Source organism: Amaricoccus sp. (genome assembly GCF_017993425.1).
In the GTDB taxonomy this organism is placed as follows: domain Bacteria; phylum Pseudomonadota; class Alphaproteobacteria; order Rhodobacterales; family Rhodobacteraceae; genus Amaricoccus.
Genome location: NZ_JAGOMQ010000002.1, coordinates 145,814 through 161,392, shown reverse-complemented (window position 1 = coordinate 161,392; position 15,579 = coordinate 145,814). Strand labels below are relative to the sequence as shown.

At 74.8% G+C, this 15,579-nt stretch carries 17 protein-coding genes; 9 read left to right on the top strand and 8 right to left on the bottom strand.

Annotation, left to right across the window (positions count from 1 at the left end):
- Positions 1 to 5 precede the first annotated feature (5 nt).
- The 3 genes from KBB57_RS01765 to KBB57_RS01755 all read right to left on the bottom strand — a co-directional run bounded on the left by KBB57_RS01765 (position 6) and on the right by KBB57_RS01755 (position 1,951).
- Positions 6 to 830 (bottom strand): 1-acyl-sn-glycerol-3-phosphate acyltransferase, encoded by an 825-nt coding sequence (locus KBB57_RS01765; RefSeq protein ID WP_290745843.1) that lies wholly within the window; start codon positions 828 to 830, stop codon positions 6 to 8.
- A 10-nt stretch (positions 831 to 840) separates the two neighbouring features.
- Positions 841 to 1,635 (bottom strand): GNAT family N-acyltransferase, encoded by a 795-nt coding sequence (locus KBB57_RS01760; RefSeq protein WP_290745841.1) that lies wholly within the window; start codon positions 1,633 to 1,635, stop codon positions 841 to 843.
- A 127-nt stretch (positions 1,636 to 1,762) separates the two neighbouring features.
- Positions 1,763 to 1,951, bottom strand: coding sequence for a DUF3553 domain-containing protein (locus KBB57_RS01755; RefSeq protein ID WP_290745838.1), 189 nt, complete (start codon positions 1,949 to 1,951; stop codon positions 1,763 to 1,765).
- Between the two features lie 24 nt (positions 1,952 to 1,975).
- Between KBB57_RS01755 and KBB57_RS01750 the strand changes: the two genes are divergently transcribed.
- Positions 1,976 to 2,593 (top strand): histidine phosphotransferase family protein, encoded by a 618-nt coding sequence (locus KBB57_RS01750; protein ID WP_290745836.1) that lies wholly within the window; start codon positions 1,976 to 1,978, stop codon positions 2,591 to 2,593.
- A 72-nt stretch (positions 2,594 to 2,665) separates the two neighbouring features.
- Here KBB57_RS01750 and KBB57_RS01745 read toward each other — a convergent pair whose 3' ends face one another.
- From KBB57_RS01745 to KBB57_RS01735, 3 genes are read right to left on the bottom strand one after another with little or no spacing between them, the layout of a single operon-like run.
- Positions 2,666 to 3,214, bottom strand: coding sequence for a gamma carbonic anhydrase family protein (locus KBB57_RS01745; RefSeq protein ID WP_290745939.1), 549 nt, complete (start codon positions 3,212 to 3,214; stop codon positions 2,666 to 2,668).
- An 8-nt stretch (positions 3,215 to 3,222) separates the two neighbouring features.
- Positions 3,223 to 3,864, bottom strand: coding sequence for a guanylate kinase (gene gmk / locus KBB57_RS01740; RefSeq protein ID WP_290745937.1), 642 nt, complete (start codon positions 3,862 to 3,864; stop codon positions 3,223 to 3,225).
- 4 nt (positions 3,865 to 3,868) lie between these two features.
- Complete coding sequence (locus KBB57_RS01735; protein ID WP_290745833.1) at positions 3,869 to 4,768, bottom strand: YicC/YloC family endoribonuclease; 900 nt, start codon at positions 4,766 to 4,768, stop codon at positions 3,869 to 3,871.
- A gap of 193 nt (positions 4,769 to 4,961) precedes the next feature.
- Between KBB57_RS01735 and KBB57_RS01730 the strand changes: the two genes are divergently transcribed.
- Entirely contained in the window at positions 4,962 to 5,603 is a 642-nt protein-coding gene (locus tag KBB57_RS01730) for a PAS domain-containing protein (RefSeq protein ID WP_290745829.1), read from the top strand.
- Between the two features lie 316 nt (positions 5,604 to 5,919).
- On the opposite strand, the gene KBB57_RS01725 is transcribed toward KBB57_RS01730, so the two are convergent.
- Positions 5,920 to 6,327, bottom strand: coding sequence for a hypothetical protein (locus KBB57_RS01725; RefSeq protein ID WP_290745827.1), 408 nt, complete (start codon positions 6,325 to 6,327; stop codon positions 5,920 to 5,922).
- A 96-nt stretch (positions 6,328 to 6,423) separates the two neighbouring features.
- Between KBB57_RS01725 and argS the strand changes: the two genes are divergently transcribed.
- From argS to KBB57_RS01690, 7 genes are all read left to right on the top strand, one after another.
- On the top strand, positions 6,424 to 8,169 hold the full coding sequence (gene argS, locus KBB57_RS01720) for an arginine--tRNA ligase (protein WP_290745824.1): 1,746 nt from the start codon (positions 6,424 to 6,426) through the stop codon (positions 8,167 to 8,169).
- 175 nt (positions 8,170 to 8,344) lie between these two features.
- Complete coding sequence (locus KBB57_RS01715; RefSeq protein ID WP_290745821.1) at positions 8,345 to 9,328, top strand: SPOR domain-containing protein; 984 nt, start codon at positions 8,345 to 8,347, stop codon at positions 9,326 to 9,328.
- Position 9,329: 1 nt separating this feature from the next.
- On the top strand, positions 9,330 to 10,337 hold the full coding sequence (nagZ, locus tag KBB57_RS01710) for a beta-N-acetylhexosaminidase (RefSeq protein ID WP_290745817.1): 1,008 nt from the start codon (positions 9,330 to 9,332) through the stop codon (positions 10,335 to 10,337).
- Entirely contained in the window at positions 10,330 to 11,109 is a 780-nt protein-coding gene (locus KBB57_RS01705; RefSeq protein WP_290745815.1) for a ScpA family protein, read from the top strand. Before nagZ ends, KBB57_RS01705 begins: the two co-directional genes overlap by 8 nt.
- Complete coding sequence (gene scpB / locus KBB57_RS01700) at positions 11,106 to 11,729, top strand: SMC-Scp complex subunit ScpB (RefSeq protein WP_290745811.1); 624 nt, start codon at positions 11,106 to 11,108, stop codon at positions 11,727 to 11,729. Before KBB57_RS01705 ends, scpB begins: the two co-directional genes overlap by 4 nt.
- Positions 11,730 to 11,775: 46 nt before the next feature.
- Positions 11,776 to 12,897 (top strand): DNA cytosine methyltransferase, encoded by a 1,122-nt coding sequence (locus KBB57_RS01695; protein ID WP_290745808.1) that lies wholly within the window; start codon positions 11,776 to 11,778, stop codon positions 12,895 to 12,897.
- Positions 12,894 to 13,844: a DUF4928 family protein gene (locus KBB57_RS01690; protein ID WP_290745805.1), complete on the top strand. Its 951-nt coding sequence runs from the start codon at positions 12,894 to 12,896 to the stop codon at positions 13,842 to 13,844. Before KBB57_RS01695 ends, KBB57_RS01690 begins: the two co-directional genes overlap by 4 nt.
- Here the strand turns inward: KBB57_RS01690 and KBB57_RS01685 are convergent.
- Positions 13,839 to 15,497 carry an acyl-CoA dehydrogenase family protein gene (locus KBB57_RS01685; protein WP_290745802.1) on the bottom strand — a complete coding sequence of 553 codons (1,659 nt, stop codon included), beginning with the start codon at positions 15,495 to 15,497 and terminating at the stop codon, positions 13,839 to 13,841. The genes KBB57_RS01690 and KBB57_RS01685 overlap by 6 nt on opposite strands.
- Positions 15,498 to 15,579: the final 82 nt, after the last annotated feature.

Genomic DNA, 15,579 nt, shown 5'->3' with positions numbered 1-15,579 from the left:
CAAGCTCAGGACGCGGCGCCCGAGCGGACCGACGCCTCGGCGGCGGCGGCGAGGGGCTTGCGGTCGGGGAAGGCGGCGGCGGGGAGCGGGGGGTGGAAGGCGACCTCGACGACGCCGCCGGTCGAGCGCATCAGCAACATCTTCAGATGGCTGCCGAAGTCCATGTCGCCCCACCAGCCGTAGAGCGTCGGCGGCAGGCCCGGGCGCGGGGCGTAGCGCAGGGTGACCGGCTGCACCCAGAGCGCGTCGTGCAGGTCGGGCGCGAGGAACACCGCGAAGAGCGCGGTCTTGAACGGCAGGACCTGCCGGCCGTCGCTGGAGGTGCCCTCGGGGAAGATCGCCAGCCGGTCGCCGCGGGCGAGGCGCGCGTGCAGCGCCGCGGTCTGCCGCTTCGCCTCGGTGGCGCGGCGCTCGATGAACATCGTGCCGATCGCCCGGCCGATGGCGCCGATCACCGGCCAGCCGGCGACCTCGGCCTTGGAGACGAAGAACACCCGCGTCGCCGCCTGGAGCGTCACGATGTCGAGCCAGCTCGAATGGTTCGCCACCAGCGCGCCCGGATGCGCCATCGCCGCGCCGCGCAGCACCGGCCGCAGCCCGAGGAGCCGCAGCGCGCCGCGCGCCCAGACCAGCACCAGCCACGGCGCGAGCGCGGGCGGCCGCCGCCGGGCGACGCGCCGCGCCGCGAGGTCGGCGCCGCGGCAGGCGAGGAAGACCGCGAAGCAGAGCGCCAGCCAGAGCACGGCGAGCGGCGCGCGCCACGCCAGCCGCAGCCGCTCCGCCGCCCCCGGCGGCGGCAGCGCCGGCGGCTCGGCCTCGGCCCAGGTCATCGGCGCGCCCTCACCCGAGGCTCCGGTTGCGCTCGTAGAAGGCGCGGCGCTGCGCCTTCATCCGGTCGGTGTCCATGACGAGGCAGACGTCGATGGTGTTGAAGGCGTCGTCGCGCCAGGCCCCGTCTCCGACCACGCCGCCGAGCCGCAGATAGGCCTTGAGCAGCGGCGGGATCGCCCTGAGCGCGCGGGCCGGGTCGATCGCCTCCGCCGGCATGAGGTCCATCTCGATCCGCCGCGGCCGCTGCGCCCGCACCCGCAGGTCGGGGGGCGCGAGGTGGCGGTGGTGGAGGAAGCTCAGCGCCTCGGCGTAGGGGGCGGGATCCGTGCCGGCGAAGCTCGCCGCGCCGAAGAGGATGCCGATGTCGCGGGCGAGCACGTACTCGGCCAGCGCGTTCCACATCAGGTGCATCGCCGCGCCGCCGCGATGCTCCGGCGCGACGCAGGTGCGGCCGAGCTCGACGCTCTCGCGCGGGCTCGCCTCGATCAGGCCGAGGTCGTATTCCATGGCGCCGTAGAACCCGCGCCCCGCCCGCGCCGCGGTGCGGGTCATCAGCCGGTAGACGCCGACCACCCGGTCGAGCGGATCGGCGACCGGCGCGTCGGGCGGCCCGTCCCAGATCAGGATCAGCTGCTCGAAATACGGGTCGAACGCGTCCCACTCCCGCCGGACCGCGCGCTGCGCCGGGCTCGCCGCCGCGCCCATCTCCTCGACGAAGACGCGGTAGCGCAGCCGCTGCGCGGCCTGCCGCTCCGCCTCGGTCTCGGCGAGCTTCACCCGGTAGGAGGCCGCGTCGGTCTGCATCGCAGCCCCTTTAGCGAAGCCCGCCCGCGCAGGCAAATCCCGCCGCTCGACCGCCGCACAACCCAAGCCCGCCAACGCGCCCCGGGGACTCGCCCTTAACGCGATCTTAAGGTAAGCTGGCGTCCTCTCAACCCCCGGCCCCGGGCCGGTCCGGCTCCAGGAGGAGCGTGATGCGGGAACCGTCGATGACCACCTTGCCGGCATGCTCGAAGTTCACGGTGATGCGCTTGCCGATCACCGACTGCACCTGCCCCAGCCCCCAGTCCTCGCGGTCGGGATGGCGCACCAGGTTGCCCGGCTCGAGGAACTCGTTCACCGTCCGCCTCCCGGAGCCCCGGCCGTGAGCGCGCCCGATCTCAGCGCGCTGGTCTCGGCCCGGCTCTGCCACGACCTGATAAGCCCGATGGGCGCCATCGGCAACGGCCTGGAGCTGATGCAGCTCTCGCAGACCGCCGGCTCGGCCGAGCTCGACCTCGTCGCCGGCTCGCTCGGCTCGGCGCTGGCGAAGCTGCGCTTCTACCGCCTCGCCTTCGGCCCCGCCGACGCCCAGGGCCGCCTGTCGCTCGACGAGATCCGCTCGGTCACCGAGGCGATGTTCTCCGGCCGCTTCGCCGTCGCCTGGGGCCCCGGCCCGGCCGACCTGCCGCGCGGCGCCGTCAAGCTCGCCTTCCTCGCGCTGCTCTGCCTCGAGAAGAGCCTGCCGATGGGCGGGACCGCCCGCGTCGTGGTCGAGGGCGAGACCATGGCGCTCGCCGTCGAGGCCCGCCGCACCGCGCCGCCGGCCGAGCTCTGGGACCTCGTCGTCCGCGGCGCCGCGCCGGAGGCGCTGCGCCCCGACGGCATCCAGTTCGCCCTGCTCCGCCAGGAGCTCGACGCCGCCGGCCGCGCCGCCGAGATCGCCTTCGCCGAGACCGGCGCGACGCTCAGGATGACCGCCCCGGAGCCCCTGCCCGCCTGACAGACGACCGCGCCCGAGACCGCGCCGCGTTCCGCCGGACGCCGGTCGCCCTCGCCGGGACCGGCGCCACGCTCAGGATGACGGCCCCGGACCCCCTGCCGGCCTGAGCCCCGCCCGGAACCGCGCCGCGTTGGCGCGGTAGCCGGCCGCCGAGGCCCTGAGCCCCGCGATCTCCGCCCCGGTCAGGTCGCGCACCGGCTTCGCCGGCCGGCCGACCGCCAGCACGCCGCCGGGGATCTCGCGCCCCTCGGTGACGAGCGCCCCCGCCCCCACCAGTGTCGACGGCCCGATCCGCGCCCCGCTCAGCACCGTCGCGCCCATGCCGATCAGGCTCGCCTCGCCGATCACGCAGCCATGCACGATCGCCGTGTGCCCGATCGTGCAATGCGGGCCCACGAGGCAGGGACAGCCGCGGTCGGTGTGCAGGACCGCGCCGTCCTGCACGTTCGTCCCCTCGCCCACCTCGATCGGCTCGCCGTCGCCGCGCAGCACCGCGTTGAACCAGACCGAGGCGCCGGAGCCGAGCCGCACCCGCCCGATCACCCGCGCGCCGGGGGCGATCCACACCTCGCCGTCGGCCGGCAGCTCCGGGACCACGCCGTCCAGCTCGTAAAGGCTCATGGGGAGACTCATGCCGTCCGCTCCTCGAATTCCCGGTTCAGCCGGGTGACGAAACCCATCAGCCCCGGCTGGCGGTCGCGGCGCAGCCGCTCGGCGCGGATGATGGCGCGCAGCTCGCTCTCGCATTGCCGCAGGTTCTCGTTGACCAGCACGTAATCGTATTCCGCCCAGTGGCTGATCTCGTCGCGCGATTTCTCCATGCGCCGCTCGACCACCTCGGGATGGTCCTGCCCGCGGGCGCGCAGCCGCGCCTCCAGCTCGGCGATCGACGGCGGCAGGATGAAGATCGACACCACCGCCTCGCGCAGCGTCGAGTTGCGGATCTGCTGGCCGCCCTGCCAGTCGACGTCGAAGAGCACGTCCTGCCCCGCCGCCGTCGCCGCCTCGACCGGGGCGCGCGGCGTGCCGTAGAGGTTGCCGAACACCTCGGCCCATTCCAGCATCTCGCCCGATTCCGCCATCGCCTCGAACTCGCGACGCGAGCGGAAGTAGTAGTCGCGCCCCTCCGCCTCGCCGGGGCGCGGCGGCCGCGTCGTCGCCGAGATCGAGAAGCGCACCTCCGGGTCGGATTCGAGCAGCCGCCGCGACAGCGTCGACTTGCCCGCGCCCGAGGGCGAGGAGAGGATGATCAGGAGGCCGCGGCGCGCCAGGGGATCACTCGACATTCTGCACCTGCTCGCGGAGCTGGTCGACGACGACCTTGAGCTCGAGCCCGATCGCGGTCAGCTCGGTCGACTGCGCCTTGGAGCACAGCGTGTTGGCCTCGCGGTTGAACTCCTGGGTCAGGAAGTCGAGCTTGCGCCCCACCGGCCCGTCCGCCTCGACCAGCGCCCGGGCGGCCGCGACATGGGCGCCGAGCCGGTCGAGCTCCTCCGAGACGTCGAGCTTCACCGTCATCAGCGCCAGCTCCTGCGCCAGCCGGCCCTCGTCGACCACCGGCCCGGCGGCGAGCGCCGCCTCGACGCGGGCGCGCAGCGTCTCGGCCTGGCGCGGCGCCCGCGCCTCCGCCGCCACGCGGGCGGCGGCGACCAGCGTCTCGATCCGGTCGAGCTGCCCGGCGAGGATGCCGGCGATCGCCGCGCCCTCCGCGTCGCGCGCGGCCCGCAGGGCGGCGACCAGCGCCGCCGCGTCGGCGACGAGCGCCGCGACCACCGCCGGGTTCTCGCCGGGGAGGTGCGTCTCGAGGTCGATGACGCCGCGGAGCCCGAGCAGGTCGGCCGCCGTCATCGGCGCGAGGTCGAGCCCGCGCGCCGAGGCCGCCTCGGCGGCGGCGAGCGCCGCCTCGATCGCGGCGGCGAGCGCCTCGCGGCTCACGCGCGGCAGCGCCCCCGCCCGCCCGGCCTGGCCGAGCCGCAGCGCGACGCTGACCGAGCCGCGGGCGAGCCCGGCCGTCAGCGCGGCGCGCAGGGGGGCCTCGACCGCCTCCAGCCCCTCGGGCAGGCGCAGCCGCAGGTCGAGCCCGCGGCCGTTGACGCTGCGCGCCTCCCAGGTCCAGGCGACCCCCTCGGCCTCTCCGGCCAGGTCGGCGAAGCCAGTCATCGAGCTCAGCGGCATCGTCCGTCCCCTCCCGCGGAAGGCGAGTCCGCTCTCGCCTTCACACCCGTTTTGCGGTAAATTAATGACACAGGCGCAGGACGCGCGACTTTGCGGCGACGCTGGTGTAGCGTATGAAGACTTCGTTTACCAAGGGACGTCCGCACGTGCGCGCCGAGGTAAGCCGCGGTCGGGTAGCTGGTCAAGATTCCACATGAACGATCTCATGCTCTCCTCCCTCAAATCGTACTGGGAGCGGCTCCGGGCGGGGCGCATCGCGCCCTATCGCGCCGAGATCGACCCGCGCCAGTTCGAATCCGCGCTGGAGAACATGTTCATCGTCGAGCGCATCTCGCCCGACAACATGCGCATCCGCCTCGCCGGGATGAAGATCTGCGAGATGATGGGCATGGAGGTCCGGGGGATGCAGCCCGGCTACTTCATGGACGAGGCGGACCGCGTCCGCTTCGAGCGGCTGCTGAACGTGGTGATGGCCGAGCCCGCCGTGGTCGAGCTGAAGCTCACCGCGGCGAACGGGCGCTACCGCGCCACCATGCTGCTGATGCCGCTGCGCAGCGACTTCGGCGACATCAACCGGGTGCTCGGCTGCGCCTCCGGCCAGCCGGACCTGTTCTCCGCGCCCCTCGCCTTCCGGATCGAGGACGTGACGATGACCCCGATCGAGCCGAGCGCCACGGCCGAGCCGCGCGAGGCGATGCCCGGCTTCGCCGAGGAGCGCGCCGCCTTCGAGACCGCCCCCGCCGGCCCCCGCCTGCGCACGATCGAGGGCAACCCCAACGCCCCCGCCAAGGGCAAGGCCGGCCTGCGCAAGTTCCGGGTCATCGACGGCAAGTAGGCCCCCTTCCTGCGGCACGACGGTGGCGGCAAGGGTCGATCCGCGGCGCGGCCTCGCCTCGCGACGGCGCCCCTGCTCGACGCGGAGCGGTCGGAGCCGGGAGAGTGCAAGCTTCAAGTGAATCGAACGGCGCCGCGAAATGCGGCGCTGATGACTGTGCATCTGCCCGGACCCGTCCAACGTCAGCGCAGGCGATTGGCCATCAGGCGCACGGCCCTGGCGCAGCGCGCCGCCCGTTTCCGCGCCACGGACCCGTCCTATACAAATCAATGGCTTAGCGAATATTCACGCGTGAACACCGCGCCGCGTCCCGGTCTCAGCTGCCGACCTCGGGCCCCGGGCAGTCGAGGGGCGCGGCGTCGATGTGGTCGAGCTTCAGCCGGAAGCCGGTCTCCGCGCCGCCCTCGACCAGCGCTGCGGCGTGGCCCGCCCCGGTGTCGAGGAAGCGCCAGCAGATCGCGCCCTCCATGCCCTCGTAGGCGAAGCAGATCGCCGCGCCCTCGGCCCGCCACACCCCGCGCTGGCAGCCCTCCTCGGCATAGCGCCAGAGGGTGCGGCGCCCGGGGAAGAACTGCTCCGACCCGAAGGGTTGGCCGTCGAGGGTGAAGTGCAGGGTCCGCCCCACCGACATCGCCTCGAAGGCGTCGGGCGCGACGACGCTCTCCGCGAGGCCCGGGGAGGCGGCGGCCGCGACGAGGAGGGCGACGAGGGGGGCGCGGGTCATGGCCTGCTACTTAGGCCGGCGCCCCGTCCGGCGCCAGCGATTGCCGCCGCCCCTCGGGGCGTGCTAACCCGCGGCCGGTCAGGGGGAGGCCAGAGCATGGACGTTTTCGCCGAGGTCAGGGCCGAGGTCGCCGCCGCCGTCGCGCGGCTCGCCGCGCAGGGCAGGCTGCCCGCCGGGCTCGATCTCGCCGCCGTCGCGGTCGAGCCGCCCCGCGACGCCGCCCACGGCGACATGGCCTCGAACGCCGCCATGGCGCTCGCCCGCCCCGCCGGCCTGCCGCCCCGCGACATCGCCGTCGCGCTGGCGGCCGAGCTCGCCGGCGCCCCCGGCGTCGTCGGCGTCGACGTGGCCGGCCCGGGCTTCCTCAACCTCCGCCTCGCGCCCGCCGTCTGGTTCTCGGTCCTGCCGGCCATCCTCACCCAAGGCGCCGGCTTCGGCCGCTCCGAGCTCGGCGCCGGCCGCAAGGTCAACGTCGAGTTCGTCTCGGCGAACCCCACCGGCCCGATGCATGTCGGCCACGCCCGCGGCGCCGTCTTCGGCGACGCGCTCGCCAGCCTCCTCGGCTTCGTCGGCTTCGACGTCACCCGCGAGTACTACATCAACGACGGCGGCGCCCAGGTCGACGTCCTCGCCCGCTCCGCCTTCGAGCGCTACCGCGAGGCCTGCGGGCTCGAGCCCGAGATCGCCGGGGGGCTCTATCCCGGCGACTACCTGATCCCGGTCGGCGAGGCGCTGAAGGCCCGCTACGGCGACAGCCTCCTCGACAAGGGCGAGGCGGTCTGGCTCGCCGAGGTCCGCGACTTCGCCACCTCCGCGATGATGGCGATGATCCGCGAGGACCTCGCCGCCCTCGGCGTCGGGATGGACCATTTCTTCTCCGAGAAGTCCCTCTACGGCACCGGCCGCATCGAGGCCGCCCTCGCCGCGCTCGAGGGCAAGGGCCTCCTCTACGAGGGCGTGCTCGAGCCCCCCAAGGGCAAGACCCCCGAGGACTGGGAGCCGCGCCAGCAGACCCTTTTCCGCGCCACCGCCTTCGGCGACGACGTCGACCGCCCGGTGAAGAAGTCCGACGGCAGCTGGACCTACTTCGCCCCCGACATCGCCTATCACTTCGACAAGGTCGAGCGCGGCTACGACGAGCTGATCGACGTCCTCGGCGCCGACCACGGCGGCTACGTCAAGCGCCTGAAGGCCATCGTCGCCGCGCTCTCCGACAACCGGGTGCCCCTCGACGTCAAGCTCATTCAGCTCGTCAAGCTCACCAAGGGCGGCGAGCCGGTGAAGATGTCCAAGCGGGCCGGCACCTTCGTCACCTTGCGCGACGTGGTGGACGAGGTCGGCCGCGACGTCGCCCGCTTCGTCATGCTGACCCGCAAGAACGACGCGGCGCTGGACTTCGACTTCGAGCGTGTCCTGGAGCAGTCGAAGGACAACCCGGTCTTCTACGTCCAGTACGCCCACGCCCGCGCCTTCTCGGTGGCGCGCCGCGCCGGGGAGGCGGGCTTCGCCCTCGACGACGCCGCGCTGGCCGCCGTCGACCTCGCGCCCCTCGGCGCGACGGGCGAGCTCGCGCTGGCGAAGAAGCTCGCCGAATGGCCGCGCTTCGTGGCGCTCGCCGCGCAGAACCACGAGCCGCACCGGATCGCCTTCTATCTCTATGACCTGGCCGGCGTCTTTCACGCCTTGCAGCACCAGGGCAAGATCGAGCCGGAGCTGCGCTTCGTGCAGGCCGAGGCCCCGGAGACCACCCGCGCCCGCCTCGCCTTGGTGCGCGCAACGGCCACGGTGATCGCCGCCGGCCTCGGCATCCTCGGAGTCGCCCCGATGGACGAGATGCGCTGACGGGCGCCGCCGCGCCCTGCCCATCACGGCGCCATCACGGCGGTTGTCATCCGTGCTGGCCTTGCTATCCTTCGCACACCCCGATGGGCGAGATGCGTTAAGCGTCCGTTAGACATTTAGGGGTTGGAGCAGAGGCACACACAAGCTATGGTGTGTGAAAACAGGCAAGGCCCCCATGAGCGAGCTTTACGCCGACGAATATGATTCCCTTGCCGCCGGTTCCGGCCGGCTGGTCTCCGACGGGGCGCGGCGGGTGGCCGGCGCGGTCCTGTTCCTGGCGCTGATCGGGGGGCTCGGGCTCTGGGCCTACCGGCTCGGCACCCGCGACGCGGGCGAGGTGCCGATCATCCGCGCCATGGAGGGCCCGACCCGCATCCAGCCCGAGGAGCCGGGCGGCCTGCGCGCCGCGCATCAGGGGTTGGAGGTCAACGGCGTCCTCGCCGGCCGGCCCGCGAAGGACCCGGGCGCCGACACGACGATCGCCGTGACGCCGAACCCGCTCGCCGACGAGGACGCGCCGCAGGGCGAGCTGGTCGTCGCCGCGCCGGCGGTGACGGGGGAGGACGCGCTGCCCGCGGGCGAGGACCTGCGGATGCCGCTCCCGGACGACGGCCCGTCCGGCGTGGCCGCTGCGCCGGCTTCGCCCGCCGCCACGCCGGAGAATGCCGTGATGGCCGCCGTCGCCGAGGCCGTGGCGGCCCAGTCGGGGGCCGACCCGGCGGCCGTCCCTGCCGATCCGGCGGCGACGCCCGATCCCGCGGCGACCGCCGCCGCGACCGGGCCCGGCCCGATGCGCCGGCCCTCCGGTCTCGTGCGGATCACCGCAGCCGCGCCGGCGGCGACCGCCACGCCGGCCGCGGCGAAGGCGGCCGCCGCGCCTGCGGCGCGGGAGGTGGCGAGCGTCAAGTCCGGCACGCGGCTCGTCCAGCTCGGCGCCTTCGACAGCGAGGGCATCGCGCGGCAGGCCTGGAACATCCTGTCGCGGCGGCACGCCGACCTGCTCGGCTCGAAGAGCCTCTATGTCGAGCGCACCACCGCGAACGCGCGCGTGTTCTACCGCCTGCGGGTCGCGGGCTTCGACAGCGCCGACCAGACCCGGCAGATGTGCGAGGCGCTGCGCGCCCGCGGCGTCGACTGCATCCCGGTCACGCTGCAATAGCATGGCGCCCCGGGCGGTCATCCTCGGCTGCCTCGGCCCGGACCTCGGCGCCGGGGAGCGCCGGTTCCTCGCCGAGGCCGACCCCTGGGGCTTCATCCTCTTCGCCCGCAACGTCGTCGACGCGGGGCAATTGCGCCGCCTGACCGGCGCGCTGCGCGAGGCCGTGGGCCGCGACGCGCCGATCCTGATCGACCAGGAGGGCGGCCGCGTCGCCCGCCTGCGCGCGCCGTGGCGGGAATGGCTGCCGGCGCTCGACGAATGCGCCCGCCAGCCGGACGCCGCCCGCGCGGCGGAGGCGATGCGCCTGCGCTACCGCCTGATCGCGCACGAGCTCGCCGCCGTCGGGATCGACGTCGACGCCGCGCCGGTGCTCGATCTGGTGCATCCCGAGACGCACGCGATCATCCGCAACCGCGCCTATGGGCCGGATCCCGCCGCGGTCGCCATCATCGGCCGGGCGGTCGCCGAGGGTTTGCTCGCCGGGGGCGTGCTGCCGGTGATGAAGCACATGCCCGGCCACGGCCGCGCCGGGCTCGACAGCCATCTCGCCCTGCCCCGCGTCGCCGCCGGCCGTGCGGCGCTCGCCGCCGATTTCGCGCCGTTCCGGGCGCTCGCCGATCTGCCGATGGCGATGTCGGCGCATGTCGTCTTCGAGGCGATCGACCCGGACGCCCCGGCCACGCTGTCGCCGGCGGTCATCCGGGCGATCCGCGAGGAGATCGGCTTCGACGGCCTGCTGATCACCGACGACCTCTCGATGCGCGCCCTCGACGGCCCGTTCCGCGCCCGAGCCGAGCGCGCCGTCGCCGCCGGGGCCGACATGCTCCTGCACTGCAACGGCAACCCGGCGGAGGCGGCCGAGGTCGTCGCCGGCGCGCCCCGCCTCGCCGGCAGGGCCGCCGCCCGGGCCGCGGCGGCGCTGGCGCTGCGGGGTCGCGCCATGACGGAGGAGGCCGCCGCCCTCGACGCGGCCTTCGCCGCGCTGACGGGAGCGCCCGCCGGTGCCTGACGATTTCTTCGACCCTGCCGGCGAGCGCCGCGCCGCCGAGGCGCTGGTGGTCGACGTCGGCGGGTTCGAGGGACCGCTCGACCTGCTGCTGACGCTCTCCCGCGCGCAGAAGGTCGATCTCCGCCAGATCTCGATCCTGCGCCTCGCCGAGCAGTATCTCGCCTTCGTCGAGACCGCGCGGGCGCTGCGCATCGAGCTGGCCGCCGACTACCTCGTGATGGCCGCCTGGCTCGCCTACCTGAAGTCGCGGCTGCTGCTGCCGCCCGACCCGACCGAGGAGGGCCCCTCCGGCGAGGACCTCGCCGCCCATCTCGCCTTCCAGCTGGAGCGGCTCGAGGCGATGCGCGGGGCGGCGGCGCGGCTGATGGCGCGCGACCTCCTCGGCCGCGACGTCTTCGCCCGCGGCGCGCCGGAGGCGGTGACCAGGGAGACCCGCGTCATCCACGAGGCGAGCCTCGTCGACCTGCTGCGCGCCTATGCGCGGATCAAGACCAGGGACGCCTTCCAGCCGCTGCACCTGGAGCGGGGGCCTGTCTACACCATGGAGCTGGCGCTGGAGCGGCTGCGCGGGCTGATCCCGGCGGCGATGGAATGGACCGAGCTCTCGGCCTTCCTGCCCGGCGACTGGGCGGCCGATCCCGTCAAGCGCCGCTCCGCCACCGCCGCGAGCTTCGCCGCCGCGCTAGAGCTGGTGCGCTCCGGCCGGCTCAGCATCCGCCAGGAAGGCGTCTTCGCGCCGATCTACCTTCGCGCCAGGGGAGGCGAGGAATGAACGAGACCACGTCGCGCTTCGCGATCGACTTCGCGATCCCGCCGATGCCGGAGCAGGAGCGCATGGTCGAGGCGGTGCTCTTCGCCGCCGCCGCGCCGCTCAGCTCGCGCGAGATCGCCGAGCGCCTGCCGGAGGGATGCGACGTGCCCGAGGCGATCGCCGGGCTGCGCCGCCGCTACGAAGGCCGCGGGGTGGAGCTGCGCCGCCTCGGCGACGCCTTCGCCTTCCGCACCGCGGGCGATCTCGGCTTCCTGATGGCCCGCGAGGCGGTGGAGACGCGCAAGCTCTCGCGCGCCGCCGTCGAGACGCTGGCGATCATCGCCTACCACCAGCCGGCGACCCGGGCCGAGATCGAGGAGATCCGCGGCGTCGCCGTCTCGGGCGGCACCATCGACCTCCTGATGGAGCTCGGCTGGGTCAAGTTCGGCCGCCGCCGCGACACGCCCGGCCGGCCGATGACCTTCGTGGTCACGCCGGCCTTCCTCGACCATTTCGGCCTCGAATCCGCCGGCGACCTGCCCGGCGTGGCCGAGCTGCGCGCCGCGGGCCTCCTCGACAACCGCCCTGCCCCGGGCCGGCCGCAGCCCGAGCTGGCGCTTGAGCAGGACGCGGAAGAGTGAGAACATAGGCGGAACGAGCGCCGAATCGGCGGGAGGGCGGACGGCGATGGCGGGCGGCGGCTACTACGAGTTCTTCGCGGGCGGCGGCATGGCGCGCGCCGGGCTCGGCGCGGGCTGGCGCTGCCTCCTCGCCAACGACCTCGACGCCAAGAAGGCCGCCGCCTACGCCGCGAACTGGGGGGCGGAGCACCTGCGCGTCGCCGACGTCGCCACGCTGGCAGCGGCCGACCTGCCCGGGGTTCCCGACCTCGTCTGGGCCTCGTTCCCCTGCCAGGACCTGTCGCTCGCCGGGGCGGGCGCCGGGCTGCGCGGCGCGCGGTCGGGGACGTTCTGGCCGTTCTGGAAGCTGGTGACCGACCTGCGCGCCCAGGGCCGGGCCCCGCGCCTCGTGGTGCTGGAGAACGTCGTCGGCGCGCTCACCTCGCATGGCGGCCGCGACTTCGCCGCGATCGGCCGGGCGCTGGCCGAGGCCGGCTACCGCTTCGGCGCGGTGGTGGCGAACGCGGTCGACTTCCTGCCGCAGTCGCGGCCACGGCTGTTCTTCGTCGCGGTGGAGGACGACGGCCCGCTGCCCGAGGGGCTGGCGGCGCGCCGGCCGCTGCCGCGCTGGCATCCGCCGGCGCTGGTCGAGGCGCGCGCCGGGCTCAAGGGCTGGGTCTGGTGGCGCCTGCCGGCGCCGGCGCCCCACGGGCAAAGCCTCGCGGGCGTCATCGAGGACACGCCCTCCGGCGTCGCCTGGCGCGCCGGGGCGGAGACGGAGCGGCTCCTCGCCTCGATGAGCCCGGTCAACCGCGCCAAGGTCGCGGCGGCGCAGGCTGCCGGCGGCCGGCATGTCGGCACGGTCTACAAGCGCACCCGCGCCGGCGTGGTGCGGGCCGAGGTGCGGTTCGACGACGTCGCCGGCTGCCTGCGCACGCCGGCCGGCGGGTCGAGCCGCCAGACGCTGCTGCTCGTCGAGGACGGACGCGTCCGCTCGCGGCTCCTCTCCCCGCGCGAGGCGGCGCGGCTGATGGGGCTGCCGGACAGCTACCGCCTGCCCGCGAACTACAACGAGGCCTACCACCTCGCCGGCGACGGCGTCGCCGTACCGGTGGTGCGCTTCCTCGCGGCGCACCTGCTGGAGCCGCTGCTCGCCGCCGCCCCCGACCGGGCGCGCGCCGCCGCGTGACGCAGGCGCTGCGGGACGCGCTCGCCCGCTTCCGCGAGGCGCACCGCGCCTTCCGCGGCAAGGGGCCGCTCTCCGTGGCGCTGGTCGTCACCCGCCACGCCGTCGAGCACGGCCTGCCGCTCGATCCCGACCGGCTGCTGACCGGGCGCGGCGGGCAGGTGCTGGGGCTCGGCTTCGCGGCCGTGCAGGCGATCCTCGCCGACCACGGCGAGACGCGCGTGCTGGCGCGCGAGGCCGGGCGCACCAGCCGCGGCAGCATCGAGAACATGCGGAGCTACGTCGCCTGCCTGAACGCGCTGGCCGCGGCCGGGCCGGTGGACCTCGCGGCGGCGGAGGCGTTCTGGGTCGGCGAGGTGCGCGCCTTCCTCGCGGCCAAGCCGTTCCGCCTGCGGCTCGACCCGGCCCGCGGCCTGCGCCCGGCGCTGGCCGACCTGCTGCGGCAGGCGGCCGAGCGCCAGCGCGAGACCCCGGGGATGCAGCATGCCGGCGCGATGCTCCAGCACCTCGTCGGCGCGGCGCTGGAGCGCTCGGTGGGCGCCGGCGCGGTGACGCATCACGCCTTCTCCACCGCCGACGCCGCGCTCGGGCGCGCGGGCGACTTCCTCGTCGGCGACGTGGCGGTGCATGTGACGACCGCGCCCGGCGAGGCGGTGATCGCGCGCTGCCGCGACAACGTCGAGGCGGGGCTCCGCGCCGTGCTCGTCACGCTCGACCGCCGGGTCGCCGTCGCCGTGGCGCTGGCCGAGAACGCCCGCGTGGCGGAGCGGATCGACGTGCTCGGGGCCGAGCAGTTCCTCGTCGCGGCGCTGATGGCGGACGGCGGCTTCAGCGCCGCCGGACGGCGGGCGACGCTGGCCGGGCTGGTTGCGCGCTACAACGGCATCATCGCGGCGTGCGAGACGGACCCGAGCCTGAGCATCATCCTAGAATATCGCACTATATCATAATCTTGCCGATGTTTCCTCCGACGGCTCCGCACGTCGGGCGAGCGCGGCCGCGTCGACCCCCGCAGGCAGCGCGCCGAAGGCGACGCCCCGATCCGGCGCGAGTCGAGAGGCCACAAAGGCTTCCGCCACGGCTGGATCGCCATGGCGCAGCAGCAGCGCCGCGGAGAGGACCACGGCGAGGCGCTCCGCGACCCGACGGGCCTCTCCTTCGCCGGCTTCCGCCAGCGCGGGCTCGGCTGCGGCGAGCGCCCGGTCGTAGGCGGGAAGGCGGCCGCGGGCGGCGCGGAGCTCGTCGAGGAGCAGGCCGACGCTCTCGGGGTCGCGGGCGGCGGCGCGCAGCATGTCGAGGCAGATGACGTTGCCCGAACCCTCCCAGACGCCGTTCAGCGGGGCCTCGCGGTAGAGGCGCGCCATCAGGTGGTCCTCCACGAAGCCGTTGCCGCCGTGGCATTCCAGCGCCTCGGCCACGACGGCGGGCACGCGCTTGCAGATCCAGTACTTGGCGATCGGGGTGATCAGGCGGCCGAGGCGGCGCTCCGCCTCGCCCCCGGCGCCGGCCGGCGCGTCGAGGCTGGCGGCGGCGCGGAAGGCGAGCCAGGCGGCGGCCTCCGCCTCGAGCGCGAGGTCGGCGATCACCGCCTGCATCAGCGGCTGGTCGATCAGCCGGCGCTGGAAGGCCGAGCGGTGCGCGGCGTGCCAGGCGGCCTCGGCGACGGCGAGGCGCATGTGCCCGGCCGAGGCGAGCGCGCAGTCGATGCGGGTGAGGTGGCCCATCTCGAGGATCGCGGCGATGCCGCGGCCCTCCTCGCCCAGCATCGTGCCGAGGGCGCCCCGGAACTCGACCTCGGAGGAGGCGTTCGAGCGGTTGCCGCACTTGTCCTTGAGCCGCTGCAGCAGCAGCCGGTTGCGCGCGCCGCCCGGCAGCCAGCCGGGCAGCGCGAAGCAGGTGACGCCCTTCGCGGTGCGGGCGAGCGCGAGGAACAGGTCCGACTGCGGGGCCGAGAAGAACCACTTGTGCCCGGTCAGCGCCCAGAGGCCGCCGCCGGCGGGCTCGGCGATCGTGGCGACCTGCCGGAGGTCCGAGCCGCCCTGCTTCTCGGTCATCGCCATGGCGCAGGTCGCGCCGTGCTTGCCGGCGGCCGGCATCTGGCGCCCGTCGTAGTCCGGCGACAGCAGCAGCGCCTCCCAGGCCTCGCGCAGCGCCGGGTCGCGGCGGATCACCGGGATGGCGGCGTGGGTCATGGTCAGAGGGCACATGATCCCGGCCTCGCCCTGCGCCCAGAGATAGGCGAGCCCGGCGCGGGCGACCTGCGCGCCGGGGCGCGCCGCGGTCCAGGCGAGGGAATGGACGCCATCGGCCATGGCGCGGCGCATCAGCTCGGCCCAGGCGGGATGGAACTCGATCCGGTCGACGCGATGGCCGAAGCGGTCGTGGGTGACGAGCTCCGGCGGGTTGCGGTCGGCCTGCCGGGCGAGGCGGCGGATCTCGGCCGAGGCGACGGTCGCCCCGGCGCGGGAGAGGCGCCCGGCGGCCCAGTCGCCGCCGAAGGCGGCGAGGATGACGGGGAGCGCCGGATCGGCCGCGAAGGCGTCGTAGTCCTCGAGCGGCGGCGGCTGGTTCAGCACCTCGTGGGTGGCGTAGGGCTCCGTCATCGCGGCCTCCCTCCCCCTCGGCGCGGGAGTCTAGTCCGCGAGGCCGGGCGCGTCGAGGAAGGTCGCCGGCGGGCGGCGCGGC

Excerpts from the sequence above, each read along its gene's own strand:
- KBB57_RS01735 (WP_290745833.1), bottom strand. The coding sequence starts at position 4,768 with ATGCCGCTGAGCTCGATGACTGGCTTCGCCGACCTGGCCGGAGAGGCC.
- KBB57_RS01685 (WP_290745802.1), bottom strand. The coding sequence starts at position 15,497 with ATGACGGAGCCCTACGCCACCCACGAGGTGCTGAACCAGCCGCCGCCG.
- argS (WP_290745824.1), top strand. The coding sequence starts at position 6,424 with ATGGACGTTTTCGCCGAGGTCAGGGCCGAGGTCGCCGCCGCCGTCGCG.
- scpB (WP_290745811.1), top strand. The coding sequence starts at position 11,106 with ATGAACGAGACCACGTCGCGCTTCGCGATCGACTTCGCGATCCCGCCG.
- KBB57_RS01765 (WP_290745843.1), bottom strand. The coding sequence starts at position 830 with ATGACCTGGGCCGAGGCCGAGCCGCCGGCGCTGCCGCCGCCGGGGGCG.
- KBB57_RS01715 (WP_290745821.1), top strand. The coding sequence starts at position 8,345 with ATGAGCGAGCTTTACGCCGACGAATATGATTCCCTTGCCGCCGGTTCC.
- KBB57_RS01725 (WP_290745827.1), bottom strand. The coding sequence starts at position 6,327 with ATGACCCGCGCCCCCCTCGTCGCCCTCCTCGTCGCGGCCGCCGCCTCC.
- KBB57_RS01730 (WP_290745829.1), top strand. The coding sequence starts at position 4,962 with ATGAACGATCTCATGCTCTCCTCCCTCAAATCGTACTGGGAGCGGCTC.
- nagZ (WP_290745817.1), top strand. The coding sequence starts at position 9,330 with ATGGCGCCCCGGGCGGTCATCCTCGGCTGCCTCGGCCCGGACCTCGGC.
- KBB57_RS01695 (WP_290745808.1), top strand. The coding sequence starts at position 11,776 with ATGGCGGGCGGCGGCTACTACGAGTTCTTCGCGGGCGGCGGCATGGCG.
- KBB57_RS01760 (WP_290745841.1), bottom strand. The coding sequence starts at position 1,635 with ATGCAGACCGACGCGGCCTCCTACCGGGTGAAGCTCGCCGAGACCGAG.
- KBB57_RS01745 (WP_290745939.1), bottom strand. The coding sequence starts at position 3,214 with ATGAGCCTTTACGAGCTGGACGGCGTGGTCCCGGAGCTGCCGGCCGAC.